This is a genomic window from Faecalibacter sp., from assembly GCF_057177045.1.
On sequence record NZ_CM169987.1, the window covers coordinates 1846833 to 1864746 of the forward strand.

The 17914-nt window shown below is 33.6% G+C and carries 17 protein-coding genes; 10 read left to right on the plus strand and 7 right to left on the minus strand.

Annotation, left to right across the window (positions count from 1 at the left end; all coding sequences use genetic code 11):
* Position 1: 1 nt before the first annotated feature.
* Genes AC1QSP_RS08630 through nadA form a run of 3 tightly spaced genes read right to left on the minus strand, consistent with a single transcriptional unit; the run spans position 2 to position 3433 of the window.
* Positions 2–868, minus strand: a complete 867-nt coding sequence (locus AC1QSP_RS08630) for a hypothetical protein (RefSeq protein ID WP_484078356.1) — start codon at positions 866–868, stop codon at positions 2–4.
* 1 nt (position 869) lies between these two features.
* Entirely contained in the window at positions 870–2429 is a 1560-nt protein-coding gene (gene nadB, locus AC1QSP_RS08635) for an L-aspartate oxidase (RefSeq protein ID WP_484078357.1), read from the minus strand.
* Positions 2429–3433, minus strand: coding sequence for a quinolinate synthase NadA (gene nadA, locus AC1QSP_RS08640; RefSeq protein ID WP_484078358.1), 1005 nt, complete (start codon positions 3431–3433; stop codon positions 2429–2431). Before nadA ends, nadB begins: the two co-directional genes overlap by 1 nt.
* A gap of 185 nt (positions 3434–3618) precedes the next feature.
* Here nadA and AC1QSP_RS08645 point away from each other — a divergent pair, with 185 nt between their 5' ends.
* Positions 3619–4974 carry an orotate phosphoribosyltransferase gene (locus tag AC1QSP_RS08645; RefSeq protein WP_322971686.1) on the plus strand — a complete coding sequence of 452 codons (1356 nt, stop codon included), beginning with the start codon at positions 3619–3621 and terminating at the stop codon, positions 4972–4974.
* 58 nt (positions 4975–5032) lie between these two features.
* On the opposite strand, the gene AC1QSP_RS08650 is transcribed toward AC1QSP_RS08645, so the two are convergent.
* Together AC1QSP_RS08650 and trmB are read right to left on the minus strand one after the other, a co-directional pair.
* Complete coding sequence (locus tag AC1QSP_RS08650) at positions 5033–6484, minus strand: M20/M25/M40 family metallo-hydrolase (RefSeq protein WP_484078359.1); 1452 nt, start codon at positions 6482–6484, stop codon at positions 5033–5035.
* A 109-nt stretch (positions 6485–6593) separates the two neighbouring features.
* Complete coding sequence (gene trmB, locus AC1QSP_RS08655; protein WP_484078360.1) at positions 6594–7271, minus strand: tRNA (guanosine(46)-N7)-methyltransferase TrmB; 678 nt, start codon at positions 7269–7271, stop codon at positions 6594–6596.
* Between the two features lie 146 nt (positions 7272–7417).
* Here trmB and AC1QSP_RS08660 point away from each other — a divergent pair, with 146 nt between their 5' ends.
* The gene (locus AC1QSP_RS08660; RefSeq protein ID WP_484078361.1) at positions 7418–7831 is read left to right on the plus strand and encodes a hypothetical protein; all 414 of its coding nucleotides are present in this window, start codon (positions 7418–7420) and stop codon (positions 7829–7831) included.
* Between the two features lie 183 nt (positions 7832–8014).
* Positions 8015–8491, plus strand: coding sequence for a DUF6702 family protein (locus tag AC1QSP_RS08665; protein WP_484078362.1), 477 nt, complete (start codon positions 8015–8017; stop codon positions 8489–8491).
* A 44-nt stretch (positions 8492–8535) separates the two neighbouring features.
* Here AC1QSP_RS08665 and AC1QSP_RS08670 read toward each other — a convergent pair whose 3' ends face one another.
* Both AC1QSP_RS08670 and AC1QSP_RS08675 read right to left on the minus strand, forming a co-directional pair.
* Positions 8536–9795 (minus strand): D-alanyl-D-alanine carboxypeptidase/D-alanyl-D-alanine-endopeptidase, encoded by a 1260-nt coding sequence (locus tag AC1QSP_RS08670; protein ID WP_484078363.1) that lies wholly within the window; start codon positions 9793–9795, stop codon positions 8536–8538.
* 16 nt (positions 9796–9811) lie between these two features.
* Positions 9812–10705: a mechanosensitive ion channel family protein gene (locus AC1QSP_RS08675; protein WP_484078364.1), complete on the minus strand. Its 894-nt coding sequence runs from the start codon at positions 10703–10705 to the stop codon at positions 9812–9814.
* A 150-nt stretch (positions 10706–10855) separates the two neighbouring features.
* Here AC1QSP_RS08675 and AC1QSP_RS08680 point away from each other — a divergent pair, with 150 nt between their 5' ends.
* The 7 genes from AC1QSP_RS08680 (at position 10856) to rplT (ending at position 17845) form a co-directional block, all read left to right on the plus strand.
* The gene (locus AC1QSP_RS08680) at positions 10856–12160 is read left to right on the plus strand and encodes a DUF937 domain-containing protein (RefSeq protein ID WP_484078365.1); all 1305 of its coding nucleotides are present in this window, start codon (positions 10856–10858) and stop codon (positions 12158–12160) included.
* Positions 12161–12285: 125 nt separating this feature from the next.
* The gene (tgt, locus tag AC1QSP_RS08685) at positions 12286–13416 is read left to right on the plus strand and encodes a tRNA guanosine(34) transglycosylase Tgt (RefSeq protein ID WP_322971678.1); all 1131 of its coding nucleotides are present in this window, start codon (positions 12286–12288) and stop codon (positions 13414–13416) included.
* Between the two features lies 1 nt (position 13417).
* On the plus strand, positions 13418–14512 hold the full coding sequence (locus AC1QSP_RS08690; RefSeq protein ID WP_484078366.1) for an LptF/LptG family permease: 1095 nt from the start codon (positions 13418–13420) through the stop codon (positions 14510–14512).
* 139 nt (positions 14513–14651) lie between these two features.
* On the plus strand, positions 14652–16574 hold the full coding sequence (gene thrS, locus AC1QSP_RS08695) for a threonine--tRNA ligase (RefSeq protein WP_484078367.1): 1923 nt from the start codon (positions 14652–14654) through the stop codon (positions 16572–16574).
* Positions 16575–16633: 59 nt separating this feature from the next.
* Positions 16634–17143, plus strand: coding sequence for a translation initiation factor IF-3 (gene infC / locus AC1QSP_RS08700; RefSeq protein ID WP_484080399.1), 510 nt, complete (start codon positions 16634–16636; stop codon positions 17141–17143).
* Between the two features lie 57 nt (positions 17144–17200).
* Positions 17201–17398 carry a 50S ribosomal protein L35 gene (rpmI, locus tag AC1QSP_RS08705; RefSeq protein ID WP_286512418.1) on the plus strand — a complete coding sequence of 66 codons (198 nt, stop codon included), beginning with the start codon at positions 17201–17203 and terminating at the stop codon, positions 17396–17398.
* Positions 17399–17500: 102 nt separating this feature from the next.
* Positions 17501–17845: a 50S ribosomal protein L20 gene (gene rplT, locus AC1QSP_RS08710; protein WP_322971675.1), complete on the plus strand. Its 345-nt coding sequence runs from the start codon at positions 17501–17503 to the stop codon at positions 17843–17845.
* Positions 17846–17914 lie beyond the last annotated feature (69 nt).

Here is a 17914-nt window from a genome sequence, read left to right on the forward strand (position 1 = left end):
GTTATCTATAAGTTAGTTTTGCAAATTTTGATTGATTAAATTCTTCCTTCGTTTTATACGAATAATATTCAGCCCAAGTGTTATTTTCTTCTCGAAACACTTCAATCAATACGAAATCTTCAGGATTAGTACTAAAAAAGTTTTTTAAACGGATACTATATTCTTTACCTTCAATTGTTCCTTTTGTGACCAAAATATAGGAAGCTTTAAATGCATCATTGATTTGTGAAGCATAAGGCTCTACAGTCGCTAGTTCGAACAGATTATTGTATTTCCCTAAATAAAATTCTCTTTCGTTATTGATTCCAATCGTTCGAATCAAATGCTCGCGATTCATTCGAACTTCAATAATTTCATCTTCAAAATTGATGGTAAACAAAACACGTTCATTAGCCGGAAATTCTGTATAAGTTTTCGTATCATATTCCGTTTGATATCGTACTGGAATGGTTAGATTGACATCCTTCGGTTGATTGTTTGAATCTAAACCAGGTTTTAACTTCAAATTGTTTTGATCCAAACGATTTTGTAACAACACAATACTTGTCCAAACAAAACTATTAAAAATAGGATTAATCCCTTCTACATTTGCATTAGCAAAGTCACCTTCTTTAGTAATTGTAAAACGAAGAATGGATGCTGAATCTCCGATGTGTAAATAGTCTGCAATATTCGAAAAAAATTCGATTTCATTTTTTAAAGCAGCATTCATTCCATTGTTTAAACACGATCTTAATTCTTCGTTTGTGGAATACGCTTCACAACCAATAAAAACAGGCATTTTACCTTCTTTTTTATTTTTCTGTTGCCCTTGTGATACCGCTAAAATGGAAAACATTGCGATAGAAGCTATTTTTCGGATATTCATTTTATTTTAAATCTTTATTATAAAAAGTTCCTCGGTTTTCTTTTTGATCAATACTTTGATCTATTATTAACTGAGCAACATTCACTAAATTTCTTAATTCTAATAATGGAGTCGAAATGATGGAAAAATTATAAATTTCTTTCACCATTTTTTCAATTTCACGAATACGTTTCTGAGCGATAGTAAGACGTTCATTGCTTCGAACTATTCCTACCAACTCACTCATCATGGCTTGTAATTGTTTACGGAAATAAGATATTAAAACCAATTCCTCTTGTGGTTTCATTCCTTCTGCATTCCATTCCGGAAACTGATGGTTTAAAATCTTAAAAGAATTTTCTGCTAACAATTCAGCTGTTTTCATCGCAGCACGATGACCAAAAACCATCGCTTCTACTAATGAATTCGATGCTAAACGATTTGCACCGTGCAATCCCGTATTCGAACATTCACCCACAGCAAAAAGATTTTCAATTGTTGTTTTTCCGTCCAAATCCACATCAATTCCTCCACACAAATAATGTGACGCTGGAACAACAGGAACTAATTCAGAGAACATATCATACCCTTCATTTTTACATTTATCGTAAATATTTGGGAAATGTTGCAAAAACTTTTCTTGATCCAGATGACGACAATCAATGTATACAAAATCATCACCACGCAACTTCATTTCATTATCTATTGCACGAGCGACTATATCACGTGAAGCTAATTCTTCGCGCTCATCATATTTGTGCATAAATAATTCACCATCGGCTGTTCTTAATTTTGCACCGAAACCTCTTACCGCTTCTGAAATTAAAAATAATTGTCCATCCATCGGACTATAAAAAGCAGTTGGATGAAACTGTATAAATTGCATTCCTGAAACTCTTGCACCAGCGCGTGTCGCTAAAGCAATCCCATCTCCAGTCGCAATAATCGGATTGGTTGTATTCTTATAGACATGACCTGTTCCTCCAGTTGCTAATAGAGTAACCTTGGCTAAACAACGTAAAATTTGATTGGTTGAAGTATCTAAAATATAAGCACCATAGCACGTTGTTTCTTCTTGGCTTTTTTGACCCAAATGATGTTCCGTAATCAAATCGACCACAAAATGATGCGTCAAAATCTGAATATTCGGTTGATTTTCGATGGCTTTTAATAATGCACGCTCAATTTCCCAACCGGTAATATCTTTATGATGAACAATTCGGTTTTCAGTATGTCCACCTTCTCGACCTAAATCGTAAATTCCTTCTTCATTCTTATCAAAACGTACACCCCAATTCACAATTTCATGGATACGTTCAGGAGCTTCACGCACTACAACCTCAACAGCATCTTTCTTACAAATCCCATCACCTGCACGTAACGTATCTTCAATGTGTTTTTCGAAACTATCTTTGATGAAATCACTTACAACAGCAACTCCACCTTGCGCATATTTTGTATTGGTTTCGTCTTCGTTGGCTTTGGTGACAATGGTAATTTTTGCTTCTGGATTTTTCAATGCAATTTTTAATGCATACGATAATCCTGCAATACCAGAACCGATGACTAAAACATCTTGCATTACTTAATTTTTTCAGAAAGTTCTAACATACGGTTAATCGAAGCCAATGCCTTTACACGTAAATCTTCGTCCATTGTAATTTCTGGCAATTCGTATTTCATACATAAGTACAACTTTTCTAAAGTGGATAACTTCATATAAAAACATTCTGAACAATTACATGATTCGTCTTGCACTAAAGCTGGAATTAATTTTTTGTTTGGTGCTAATTTTTGCATCTCGTGTAAAATTCCTTCTTCTGTAGCAACGATAAATTCTTCAGCTTCGTTTTCTACTACGTAATCCAATAAACGAGAAGTTGATCCAATATAATGTGCGAATTTTAATAAATCTTCTTGTGCTTCAGGATGAGCAATTAATTTTGCGTTTGGATATTCTGCCATTTGCTGTGCAATTCTTTCCAACGAAAATGCTTCGTGTACGATACACGCACCATCCCACAAAATCATGTTTCGGTTACACACTTGATTCAAGTATCGGCCTAAATTACGATCTGGCGCAAAAATAATTTCTTGATCCGCGGGTAAAGAATTAATAATTTCTTCAGCATTAGACGAGGTTACAATAATATCTGATTCCGCTTTAACCCCTGCATCACAGTTTATATAACTTACGACAATCGCATGGGGATGTTTTTCACGTAATCCTCTTAATCCTTCTGCTGAACATGAATCGGCTAAAGAGCATCCAGCTTTTGTATCTGGAAGAACGACCTTTTTAGTTGGATTAAGAATTTTAGCAGCTTCAGCCATAAAATGAACTCCACAAAATACAATCATATCCGCTTCTGTCTTAGCAGCAGCACGCGCCAATTGTAATGAGTCGCCTAAGTAATCCGCTAAATCTTGGATTTCTCCCGATTGGTAGTAATGCGCTAAAATAACCGCATTTTTTTCTTTTCTCAGTTTATTAATTTCCTCAACTAAATCGATTCCTTGTGGAATTTCAAGATTTAAATATCCTTTTTTATCAAGATTTTCAATCGCCTGATCTAACGTAAGCATAGTTTTATATAGTTATATTAATGGAAGTGATTTTAATTCCAATTATTAAATTAAAGACTCAAAAATAAGGATTAAGGAATAAAAAACGATTCCATATTAGGTTTTGAAAAATAAAGATTTAAAAACTTTGCATATAATTAGGTAATAAATAATCTAGCTATTAACTTTGCTCAAACATTACACAAATGCAACAGCGCGAAGATTTCTTATTAAAAGCTTACGAGCTTGGAATTATCAAATTTGGAAACTTTACTTTAAAAAGCGGAATCGAATCACCTTTCTACGTCGATTTAAGACCGTTAGCTTCAAGCCCTCAATTATTAAAAACATTAGCCAATAATTTATTAGACTTAGTTGATGATGTACAATACGATTTAATCTGTGGAGTACCTTATGCCGCATTACCCATGGCAACAACGATGAGTTTAACTTGTAACATTCCTTTAATCATTAAACGTAAGGAGAATAAAGGTTACGGAACAAAAAAGATGGTTGAAGGGGTTTTCGAAAATGGACAATCTTGTTTATTAGTAGAAGACGTAATTACTTCTGGTCAATCGTTATTAGAAACGTGTGATCAAGTAGAACGTGAAGGTTTAAAAGTAAAAGATTTAGTTGTTGTTCTTGACCGTGAACAAGGTGGAGTTCAAAAATTAAAAGAACAAGGATACAATGTTCGTACTTTATTTACCATTAATGAAGTTATTGATATCTTACACAAATATCACCGCTTAAATGATGATGAAGCGAAAAAAATCAAAGACTTTTTAGCTTTACCACCTGAAGAAGCTCCTGCAAAACAACGTGTCGCTTTAGAAGATAAAAAAATAGTTCATCCTGTTGGAAAACGATTAGTTGAATTAGCATTAAGAAAACAATCCAACTTAATTGCTTCTGCAGATTTAATTACTTCTGCCGAAATCATCGATTTTGCTGAGCAAGTAGGTGAACACATCGTTGCCTTAAAATTACACTCAGACATTATCCAAGATTTCTCGGATAACTTGATTGTAGAGTTAAAGAAAATTGCGCGTGAAAAAGAATTTTTATTATTCGAAGACCGCAAATTTGGTGATATCGGAAATACACAAGAATTACAATTCAAAAAATCAATCTACAAAATTTCGGATTGGGCTGATTTAGTGACGGTACATCCAATTGGAGGTTTAGAATCTTTAAAAGTTTTTGAAAACACAGGGGTTATTACGATTGTAGAAATGTCTTCGAAAGGAACATTAACGGATGATTACTATTTTACAAAAGCAATTAATGTTTCGGAAGAATCAGGAAATGTCTTAGGAGCAGTAGCGCAACGTCAAATTCCAGACAACTTATTATTATTTACACCTGGTGTTAATATTTCATCAACAGGTGATAACAAAGGTCAACAGTACAACACACCTGAATTAGTATTCAAAAATTACCACACCGACTTTATGATTGTTGGACGTGGAATTTACAAAGCAGCCGATGTAAAAACAGCCGCTAAAGAATACCAAACCTTAGGTTGGGTTTCGTACTTACAAAGTTTAAAAGGTTAATCAAAATTTTTGATACTTTCTATATAGTTAGAAAGGCACTCAATCGAGTGCCTTTTTTTTATTTTAAAACAAATTTGTGGGTTATTTTTTGTCCATCTTGAGTTTCTAAGATAAGTATATATCCTCCTTGTGATAAATGATTCAAATCTATTCGATCTTTCGAATTCAATTGGGTTTTAGTGATCATTTTTTGTCCACCTACATTCATTACGGTAGCCGAAATAACTTTAGTGGTAGAAGGCAATTCGAATCCTAACACTTTTTGATCCAAATAAAATTGTCCTTTCAGGGATGGATAATCCGTAGTGGCTAAAGGTCCGGTATGTTTTGCTGTTTCTACTAAAAATTCAATTGCTAGTTTAGCAAATTTCACTGAATGACTTGCATCGCCTATCAGTTCAAAAGTATCATAAGGTGTATGAATATTCATATTAGAGTCATCAAATGAAGCTTCAAATGGAAAGGCTGCTGGAAAGTTATTTACCGCCCAACTGTAATGATCTGAACATCCATAATTACATCGTGTTGTACCATACGTAAACTGATGATGACCTGATGAATTGTATTCTTCCATCAATTCGATCAAATAAAGGTTTAATGCATTATTAATAAAACTATCGGTAGCCAAGTACACATCTTGAGAAGAACCTTTAAAATTCGTCATATCAAATTGTACAAAAGCAACGACATTTTTATTTTGATTTCGGTAAGATGTTGCAATCTCATTAGATCCTACTAATCCGATTTCTTCTGCAGCATATGCCATGATTTCTACTGTTCGATTGGGTTGAAAATTATTCGCTAACAGCACGCGTAAAGCTTCTGTAATGGTTGCGATACCCGAAGCATCATCATCAGATCCAGGGGCAAACGATTTATCCCATCCTCCTACGGTAGAATCTAAATGTCCTCCAATAATAACATATTCATTTGGAGTTTGTGTACCATTGATGGTCACTACAACTGATTTCATTGGAGTATTGTTGTGATTAACTAAACGGACACTAACATCATTTTCACGACCATAGAGTGCGATAATATTTTCCCACGTTTGTTTCACATATTCGGCTGATTGGTTAGCTTGTACTGATGTATGATAACGTGTTCCAAAAGCTTCTAAAGCCAACATAACCTCTTCTATATTGGATTGTGATACCTCATCTAATGCTTGACGAACAAACGCTTGCTGATCAATAGTAAACTGCAATACTGTGCGGGATTGTTCTTTTACATTTTTTATCTTATCTATTGCTGCTTCTTTTGAAGGGTGCATTAGATAACCTGGACCATGAGAAAGAATTTTTTGATGTAACTCATGAGCTGCTTCAGGATGCAGATGAGCTATGGTAACATCATTATGAGTCGTTATAATATCGATTAATTCCGGATGAGAAGCTTTTAGTTCAGAAGCATGCTGAACTTCTAGTGAAGCATATATAAATTCTGATTTATCTTGAGCAAAGATACCCATTGATAACATCAGCATCAAAAGAGAAGATTTTAGTTTCATATGTTGTTAATTGTTATTCTAAAATACTATTTAAAAACCAATTAACATGTTTATCACAAAAAAAAGTCGTAACAAAATGTTACGACTTTTATATAAAATTTGAACGGTATTAATCTTTAAATTGAAACTGAATATAAGTAATTGTTTTACCTAAAGCTTTAAACTTTTCTTCGTAATATGTTTGCACTTCGGTAACAATTTTAGGTAATTCACGATTATCTGGGTGATAAACATTGTGAGAAGATTTAATGACTTTGTGTCCTAATAACTGAATCATTCCATGCGTATATCCATGTAAGAATTCAGAATCCGTTTTCAGATTCACTGTACCTTCTGGTTTCAATACTTTATTATATTTAGCTAAGAAATCAGGGTTAGTAAGACGATGAACTGTACGACGGTATTTAATTTGTGGATCTGGGAAAGTAATCCAAATTTCGCTCACTTCATTTTCAGCAAACACTTGATCGATTAATTCGATTTGAGTTCGCATAAATCCAACATTATCTAATCCTTCTTCCAAAGCAGTTTTCGCACCTCTCCAAAAACGAGCACCTTTGATATCAATTCCAATAAAGTTACGATTCGCATCACGACGCGCCATTGCAACAGTGTATTCTCCTTTACCACAACCTAATTCTAAAACGATTGGGTTGTCATTTTTAAAGAAATCTTTATTCCAATTCCCTTTTAACGGAAAATTATTGACTACTTCTTCGCGTGTTGGTTGAACTACATTTTCAAAAGTTTTGTTTTCGTTAAATCTTCTGATTTTATCTTTTCCCATTTCGGATTAATTAATTTGGGCAAAATTACAAGAATTTACTGAATACTAAAAACATCCACTTTTTATAAAATCGGACAATATGATATAAGTTTGATAATAATGTAAAAAGGTTTGCTATTTTTGTAATGATTAAAAATTAGAAAAAAATGGATTTTATTAAACAATTTCATAGCGGTTGGGCTTATTTAACTATCTTAATGGGAGTTATTTTTGTCGTTTCTACATTAGTTTATGCTGTATCTAAAAAAGACACAGATAACGTGATTAAAAAAATTGGTTTATTTACAACAATTTCTTTCCACGTTCAATTATTAGTAGGATTAGTGTACTACATTATGCGTTTCTCTGCTTTCGAAGGAGGAAACATTATGCAAAGTGACATTTTACGATTAACTTTCGTTGAACACCCAATGATGATGATTGCTGCTGTAGCATTTATGACAGTTGCCAATGCAAAACTTAAACGTTCTACTGTAGTTCCTATGGCAGTTGTAATTTTTGCAGTAATTTCTATGATTTGTTTATTATCAAGAATTCCTTGGGGAATCTGGATGGGATAAGATTTAAAAGAAATAAATTTGAAAAGAGTATTTTATAATACTCTTTTTTTTATTTTTATACATTCATACAAAAATAAACATTTAAAAATACCTAAAACTAGTTATTCAATTTCATCGGGTTAATCATCAATTTGGCACTAGAATTGAATTAATACGAAATGAATTTAATTAAACTGAACGCTAATGAAAATTTGGAAATATATACTCCCTTTACTTTTAATTCTTGCTACCATTCCTATTTTTGGACAACAACAATTTCATACTTCGAACACTAATATTGATTATGAAATAGAAAGTGGGACATTAAATCTTACCTCAAGATTGTATACTGCTGGGATTGAAAAAGCTGTAGGTGAAAAAACAACGAACAAATCGTCATTTGATGCAAAACTAAAAAATTACATCAATAATAAAGTAAGTATTAAAGTCAATGGCAAACCCGTAAATGTATCGTATTATGGATTTCAAACTAATGATCATACGACTCGCATTTACCTAAAAGCAGAAAAAATAAGTGATATTCAATCCATCGAAATTAAATTTGCTTTGTTGATGGATACTTACGAAGATCAACAGAATTTCTTAAAAGTGGATATCAAAAACAACAAAAAGCCTTTTGTAATTCGCAAAGAAAACGAAATTTTAAAAATTACATTTTAGTCTATAAATGAAAAGACCTCCGTAAACGGAGGTCTTTTTTTATTTTAAAATTGATCACGAACTAAGCGTAACAATTTTTCATTTTCATTTCTTACCCAGGATAAATCCTTCGTCACATTATTATTCAATAGGCTAAAAATTAAAGTCTTTCCACTTTTCGTTTTTAAATAGCCACTTAATGTCACCGTATTTGATAATGTTCCCGTTTTTGCATAGACATAAGGCTGAGGTGAATCTTTATATCTGTTTTTGATTGTTCCTGTTCTTCCGCCCACAGGAAAAATAGAAAACAATCGGTTTTCAGGGAATTCTTTATACATCTTGTCTAGTACCTGCACAAAGTTCTGAGGCGTAAATAAATTATATCGGGATAAACCTGAACCATCAACCCATTCTGGTCGTTGCGCCAAATCACTCAAATATCGAGATGAAATCGTTTTGATGGTCTGCGTTGTACTTAATTTTCCATTCATCGTACTTGAGGATAATATCAACAGATGCTCTGCTAAGAAGTTATCACTTTCTTCCATCATTTCTTTATATACCTTATCCGATATTTGACTGTAAAAAATTACTGAGGGACTAGGCATTGGCGATTTTGTCATCTCCACTGGTTTTCCTGTCAAGTCTGTAATTGTTTGTTTGATCACATCTTCTTTGACAATAAATGGAACTTTCACAGAATTTGAACGCGCACCGATATAAAATTTATTCTCATAAAAGTCACGCGATTCTGATGATTCTTTTACTACTGTTGATTCCTTAAAAATCGAAGGAAATGTTTTCAGAGTTCCTCCCGATTTAGAAATGGTAACCAAATTTTCATTAATTGGAAATTGACTACGTTCTGGAGAATATTTTTTTCTAAAATCATCCCATGTCCATCCGGGCAGAAAAGATTCTTCATCAAAATTATTCCAATGAAAAACAATCTTGCTTCCTTTATTTTTAATAAAATCTAAGACTTTTGGGTTCTTAAATTTCGGATGCATAAATGTGGGATCCCCTGTTCCTTCCAAATGTAATTCATCCCCACGAATAGCATATTTAAAAGCCGGGATAGAATCTGTCAAAGTTTTCATCGCCGCATATAATGTAAATATTTTTGTATTGGATGCTGGTGTAAAATATTTATTTCCATTATACGAAAAAACTTCTTTCTTCTCTTGAGGATCGTACAGATAGAACCCTACAAACTGAGTTTTATAAAAATCGCTATCTAAATGATTTTGCAATGCTTCAGTTTGTCCAAACGCCCAACTGGAAAGTAAAACAAATAGGAATTGTATTCCTTTGTATCGCATGTTTACTAAATTTTAATTAATCGTTGATAGGTAATTGATCATTTGATGAATTGCGAACAATCATTTCAGTATGTGGATAAGGAATAGAAATATTATTTTTATCTAAAGCATATTTAATGTTACGGTGTAATCGCCAATAAGCTGTCCAATAATTTTCATTTTTTATCATACAACGTATAGCTAAGTTGACACTGCTATCTGCAAATTCTAAAATCTCAACCGTCATATTTTGATCTTTCTCTACCAATTCTTCTTGATGTAAAACTCCTAAAATTACTTTTTGAGCTTCTTCAAAATCATCATCATATGAAATCCCAATATTTACATCTAAACGACGGAATTCTTTCACTGAATAATTAGTAATAGGATTATTAAATAAATTCCCATTAGGCAACGTAATCACCTGACCTTTAACTGTTGCTAATTTTGTATTTAAGATACTTATCGATTCCACTGTACCTTCTAGTCCTTGGGAGATAATGTAGTCGCCTACTTTAAATGGTTTAAAAATGATAATTAAAATCCCAGCAGCGAAATTAGATAAAGAGCCTTGTAACGCTAAACCAACGGCTAAACCAACGCCACCAATTGCTGCGATAAAACCTGAGGCATTTAACCCTAATCGGTCCACCACAAAAATAACGATGATGACTTTTAGAACAATATTAATAATAGGAATCAAGAACGTACGAATCGAAAGATCAATATCACGTGCTATCATTCGTTTTTCAACGATTTTACGAATACGATTTGCTAACCAAAACCCAACGGTTAACGTTAGAATCGCAGAAACTAAACTCCATCCAATTTCGGATCCTTTTGTAATTAATAGATTCGTTACATACTCCAAATCACGCAAAGGCGTTTCGATAACATCCTTTAAGCTGTCTACAGGTTCATTCTCTTGCATTTTCTTAAAATTTATTGATTAAGGTATTATTTCTCACAAAGTAGCAGAAAAAATATGAATTATAAAATCTCGACTTATAAAACTTTAAATCAGAATATTTTGGCACAATATTAGTGAACGTAAATAGTTGATAACCAAAACCTTTATACTATGTCTATTAACATTATTGACTTAGCAAAAAAATACTTAACAACAGACACTGTCGATAAAGTATCTCATGAACTTGGAGAATCCCCAAGTAACGTAAATAACGCGATTAGTGCTTATCTTCCTATTATCTTAGGAACATTAGTAGATAAAAACTCAAGTACCGGAGGATTACTCCATACCCTAAAATCATTCGGGGCATCAAGAGGATTAAATTCTTTATCTACACAAACTTCAGAATCTCCTGTGCTTTCACAATTAATTAATTTATTATTTGGATCAAACCAATCCGGAATAGTGAGTAAGATTGCCGAGTTTGCAGGAATTTCAAACGGATCATCTTCTAAACTGTTTAATTTAGTCTCTGAAGTATCTTTGGGTTCTTTAGGAAAATATGCCAATGATAATAATTTAGGTGAAGCTGAATTTGGAAGTTTATTAAATACTAATAAATCTTCTTTAGCATCACTCTTACCTGCTGGCTTAGGACTTGGAGCTTTAGGTTTAGGAAATATTTTTGGAGGAGACAAATCAGATGTTAAAACTGAAATCGTACGTGAAAATCTTACGGTTGAAAAACCAAAAGTGGAAACAAGAGGGCATGTACGTAAAGTGGAAACAAAAGAAGAACCTTATGTTGATCCAGTACGAAATAACGAACCTGAAGAAAAATCAAGCTTTTGGAAGTGGTTAATTCCACTATTATTACTTCTATTGGGAGGGTACTTGATTTGGAATTGGTTAAAGAAAGATGATAATCAAGATACAACTCCTGTTACAACAACAGACACTGTACGTGTGCAAGAAGGAGATACTACTGAAGTGGTAACGACGAAAACCTATAGTGATATTGATTTAGATGGTGTGACATTGAAAGCTTATCCGGGAGGTTTTGAAGAACAAATCATTACCTATATAAAATCGGATGAATATAAAAATGCTTCAGAAGATCAATTAAAAGAAAAATGGTTCAATTTTGATAACATCAATTTCGTTTTTGGTAAAACAGATCAATTAGAAGGAGATTCAAATATTCAGTTAGAAAATTTAGCTCAAATTCTTAAGAAGTACCCAGATACAAAGATTAAAATTGGAGCATATACTGATAATGTCGGAAAACCTGAGGATAACAAAGTACTATCTCAAAAACGTGCAGATTTCTTGAAATCAGAATTATCACGTTTAGGCGTAGGAGCTCAAGTGATTGGTGCTGAAGGTTATGGTGCGGAGTTTGCAACTGTTCCTGCTGAAGCTTCTGACGAAGAACGTTCAGCAGATCGTAAAATGTCAATTCGATTTTCTAAATAACGTTTACTAATTCATTCAAAAAATGATGCAAATAAGAGCAATGTGAATTCATTGCTCTTATTTTTTGATAAAATTTCACATTTGTTAAAGTGTATGAACACAAACAATTAATATCTTTGCACACTATGAAATTTTCAATTGATAAAAAAGACGAATTTTCAAAGGCGAGAGCCGGTGTCTTAGAAACTGATCACGGTACAATTCAGACCCCTATTTTTATGCCAGTTGGTACTGTAGGAACTGTAAAATCGGTACACCAACGTGAGTTAGAAGAGGATATTAAAGCGCAAATTATTTTAGGAAATACGTATCACCTATACTTACGTCCTGGTACAGATATTTTACATAAAGCTGGAGGGTTACATCAATTCATGAATTGGCAAAAACCTATCTTAACAGATTCAGGAGGATTTCAAGTCTTCTCTTTAGCTGCAAGTCGTAAAAAATCAGAAGAAGGTGTACGCTTTAAATCGCACATCGATGGATCATACCATATGTTTACGCCCGAAAAATCGATGGAAATCCAACGTTACATCGGAGCTGACATTTTTATGGCTTTTGACGAATTAACGGGAATCCCTGCTAAATACCATGATGCAAAACGTGCTATGCACGTGACTCACCGTTGGTTAGAACGTTGTAAAGTATGGTTGGATAATAATCCAGAGTATTACAGTCACAAACAATCGTTATTCCCTATTGTTCAAGGAAACGATTTCAAAGAATTACGTCAAGAATCAGCGAAATACATTGCCGATTTTGGAGCAGATGGTAATGCGATTGGTGGATTATCGGTAGGTGAACCAGAACCTGTAATGTACGAAATGACAGATGTGGTCACTGAAATTTTACCTCAAGATAAACCTCGTTATTTAATGGGCGTTGGAACACCATGGAACATTATCGAGTGTATTGCTTTAGGAGTAGATATGTTCGACTGTGTGATGCCAACCCGTAATGCACGTAATGCGATGTTATTCACTTGGAATGGTGTAATTAACATGAAGAATGCCAAATGGAAAGACTGTTATGAGCCATTAGATCCTTCAGGAACAAGTTATGTTGACAGCTATTACACAAAAGCTTATGTGCGTCATTTATTCAATGCTCAAGAAGCTTTAGGAAAACAAATTGCTTCAATTCATAACTTAGCATTTTATTTAGAATTGGTAAGAGTTGCGAGAGAGCACATTATTGCTGGTGATTTTGCACAATGGAAAGAACAAATCGTTCCACAATTAAAACAACGTCTGTAGTTTGAAAATTATTGATAAATACATCGCAAAGAACTTCATAAGTACATTTATTTTTATGGTACTTATTCTGTCTTCAATCGCTATTATCATCGATTTAAGTCAGAAATTGGCCCGTATTAATGACAGTGGTTCTACCGCGACAGAAGCTTTATTGTACTTCTATCCATTTTGGGGTGTTTGGATCGTAAATACATTTTTACCCATTGCCGTTTTTATTACTGTAATCTATTTTACTTCTCGTTTAACAGATCTTACAGAAATTGTGGCGATCCAAGCGGGTGGAATAAGTTTTTACCGATTTACATTACCATACATTTGGGTTTCATTGTTCTTAGCAGGTTCAGCAATGTTAATGAATAACTTAGTTTTACCTTGGGCCAACATCAAGAAAAATGCATACCAATACGAACACTTATTAAACTCGCGCGATCGCGAAGATTATTATAAACGTCAACGTGTAGGTTCTCAGATTTCTCCCAATGAATTTGTATTTATCGATAGTTATGATCGGATCGAAAAATTAGGAAATGCCTTTACTTATCAGCGTTTTGATTCCACTGTTCTCAAAGAACAAATCATTGCTTCGGCTTTTGATTGGAACGAAAAAAATCAAACCTATGAGTTAAGAAATGTTTATACTCGTATCATCAACAAAGACAATACAGAGAAAATCGACTATCAGCCGAGCATCAGTAAAAAATTTGCTGCTACACCAGACGAGATTCTGCCTGAAGGTTATGTTGCTGAAACCATGAATACGTTTGAACTACGTGACTTCATTGAAAGTCAAAAAGCAAAAGGTTCTGCAAATGTTAATGCATATCAAAATGAATTGAATATGCGTTTAGCTAACCCATTTTCTACAATCATTTTGACGATTTTAGCATTATCGCTTTCTTCTCAAAAACGTAGAGGTGGAATAGGAATTAATTTAGCGGTAGGAATTACATTAGCATTTGTCTACATTTTCTTTACGCAAATTACATCATCATTCTCTGAAAAAGGTTTTGTATCTCCATTTGTGGCTGCATGGATTCCTAACATCGTTTTTGGTATTCTAACCGCCATCTTATATTACAAGAGAGCTAAAATTTAATAATTTAAAAGCTGTTTCGATTGAAACAGCTTTTTTTTGCATAATACTTTAAAAACTAAGACAGTTCTTTCGAGATAAATTTTTACAACTACATAGTTTTCCGTAAATTTGTGTCTTTAATTAATCGTATATAGGACAAATGATAAATGTATCTCTTCCTGATGGAAGCGTAAGACAGTATGAGAGTGGCATTACTCCGATGGGAGTAGCTCAAAGCATTAGCGAAGGATTAGCGCGTAATGTAATTTCGGCATTAGTAAATGATAAACAAGTGGAGGTGACAACCCCAATTACCGAAGATGCTACGATCAAATTATTAACCTGGAACGATGATTTAGGAAAACAAGCTTTTTGGCATTCATCTGCTCACTTATTAGCACAGGCAATCGTAGAATTTTACCCAAACGCCAAATTAACAATAGGACCAGCAATCGAAAATGGTTTCTATTACGATGTCGATTTTGGTGATGAGAAATTTACAGAAGCTGATTTCGCGAAAGTGGAAAAAGCAATGTTAGAAAACGCGAAGAAAAAAGCGGAATTTAAATTATATCCAGTATCTAAAGCAGAAGCATTAGAAACATATAAAGATAACGAGTACAAAACAGAGTTAATTTCCAACTTACAAGACGGAGAAATTACTTTTTGTACACACGATAACTTCACTGACTTATGTCGTGGAGGTCACATCCCTCATACAGGAATTGTAAAAGCTGCGAAAATTTTAAACGTAGCTGGAGCTTACTGGAGAGGTGATGAGAAAAATAAAATGTTAACGCGTGTTTACGGAATCACTTTCCCTAAACAAAAAGACTTAACAGATTATTTAACTTTATTAGAAGAAGCTAAAAAACGTGACCACCGTAAATTAGGAAAAGAGCTTGGATTCTTTGCTTTCTCTGAAAAAGTGGGACAAGGTTTACCATTATGGTTACCTAAAGGTGCGGCTTTAAGAAGAAAATTAGAAAACTTCTTATTGAAACAACAAACTCGTTTAGGGTACGAAATGGTAGTTACACCTCACATTGGTCAAAAAGAATTATACGTTACTTCTGGTCACTATGCAAAATATGGTGCGGATTCATTCCAACCAATTCATACACCAAACGAAGGAGAAGAATTCTTATTAAAACCGATGAACTGTCCTCACCACTGTGAAATCTACAAAACTTCTCAATGGTCTTACCGCGATTTACCAAAACGTTATGCAGAATTTGGTACAGTTTACCGTTACGAGCAATCAGGAGAATTACACGGATTAACTCGTGTACGTGGATTTACTCAAGATGATGCGCACATTTTCTGTACACCAGATCAATTATTAGAAGAATTTAAAAAAGTAATTGATTTAGTATTATACGTTTTCAGAAACTTAGGATTTGATAACTATTCAGCTCAAATTTCTTTACGTGATCCTGAAAACAAAGAAAAATACATCGGTTCGGACGAAAATTGGGCGAAAGCTGAACAAGCAATTATTACAGCTGCTGGCGAAAAAGGTTTACCTACTGTAGTAGAATATGGAGAAGCGGCTTTCTATGGTCCAAAATTAGACTTCATGGTGAAAGATGCATTAGGACGTAAATGGCAATTGGGAACAATCCAAGTGGATTATAACTTACCAGAACGTTTTGATTTAACTTACACAGGAGCGGATAACGAGAAACACAGACCAGTAATGATTCACCGTGCACCATTCGGTTCTATGGAACGTTTCATTGCCATCTTATTAGAAAATACAGCAGGGAATTTACCACTTTGGTTAACGCCAGACTTATACACGATTTTACCAATTAGTGAAAAATATGTGGAATATGGAGAAAAAGTATTAAATTTGTTGGCTGAAGAGGAAATTAACGGATTGATTGACAGTAGAAATGAAAAAACTGGAAAGAAAATTCGTGATGCCGAAATGAAGAAGATTCCTTTCATGTTAATTATCGGTGAAAAAGAAGCCGAAAACGGTACAATTTCTGTACGTAAACATGGGGAAGGTGATTTAGGTGAAATGACAGTAGAGCAATTCATCGACTTCATTAAAGAAGAAACAAAATTAAAATAATTTAAAAACAGAATACTATCGCAATTAGAAGAAAAGGCGGCAGAGGACCAGCCAGAGTAATTAAGGAAGATCAACATAAGATCAATGATAAGATTGATGCGCAAGAAGTGCGTGTTGTTGGAGAAGGCATAGAACCTGGTGTATATCCAATCGCTAAAGCTTTAGAGTTAGCTCAAGAGCAGAATTTAGACTTGGTAATGATCAGTGAAAAAGCTGTTCCACCTGTTTGTCGTGTCGTAGAGTACAAAAAGTTCTTATACGAACAAAAGAAAAAAGAGAAAGAATTAAAAGCGAAGCAACAAAAAGTTGTGGTTAAAGAAATTCGTTTCGGTCCTCAAACTGATGATCACGATTACGAATTCAAAAAACGTCACGCTAAAGCTTTCTTAGAAGAAGGATCTAAATTAAAAGCCTACGTTTTCTTTAAAGGACGTTCAATTATCTTTAAAGATCAAGGAGAGATCTTATTATTACGTTTAGCTCAAGAACTTGAAGAAGTTGGTAAAGTTGAACAAATGCCTAAATTAGAAGGTAAAAGAATGATTATGATGATGGGACCTAAAAAATAATTAGGTTCTATCTTCCAAAATATAAAAACGTTTTAATTTTAAATACAATTTGTAATCATGCCAAAATTAAAAACTAAATCTGGAGCGAAAAAACGTTTCAAATTAACAGGAACAGGTAAAATTAAAAGAAAACACGCTTTTAAAAGCCACATCCTAACTAAAAAAGAGACTAAACAAAAGAGAAATTTAACTCACACTGGTTTAGTTGATCAAGCTGACGTACACTCAGTAAAACAACAATTAAGATTAAAATAAGAAGAAATTCTTATTTGGTTTATTAATTAAACATTAACCCTGTTGCTGGGCCTTTAAGTAGAAAGATTTAATTTCTCGCCCACCTCAAAAAAATTAAAAATTATGCCAAGATCAGTAAATGCTGTAGCGTCTAGAGCGCGTAGAAAAAGAGTTTTAAAACTTGCTAAAGGATATTTCGGAAGACGTAAAAACGTTTGGACTGTTGCTAAAAATGCAGTAGAAAAAGGTTTACAATACGCTTACCGTGATAGACGTCAAAAGAAAAGAAATTTCCGTGCGTTATGGATTCAAAGAATTAACGCAGGTGCAAGATTACACGGAATGTCTTATTCTCAATTCATTGGAGCTACTAAAAAGGCAGGTATCGAATTAAACCGTAAAGTTTTAGCGGATTTAGCGATGAACCACCCAGAAGCTTTCAAAGCAATCGTAGAAAAAGTAAAATAATTTAACTTATATAATTAAAACGTTTTAAAACTTGGCTTTTGCCAAGTTTTTTTTTATGCCTATTTTTGG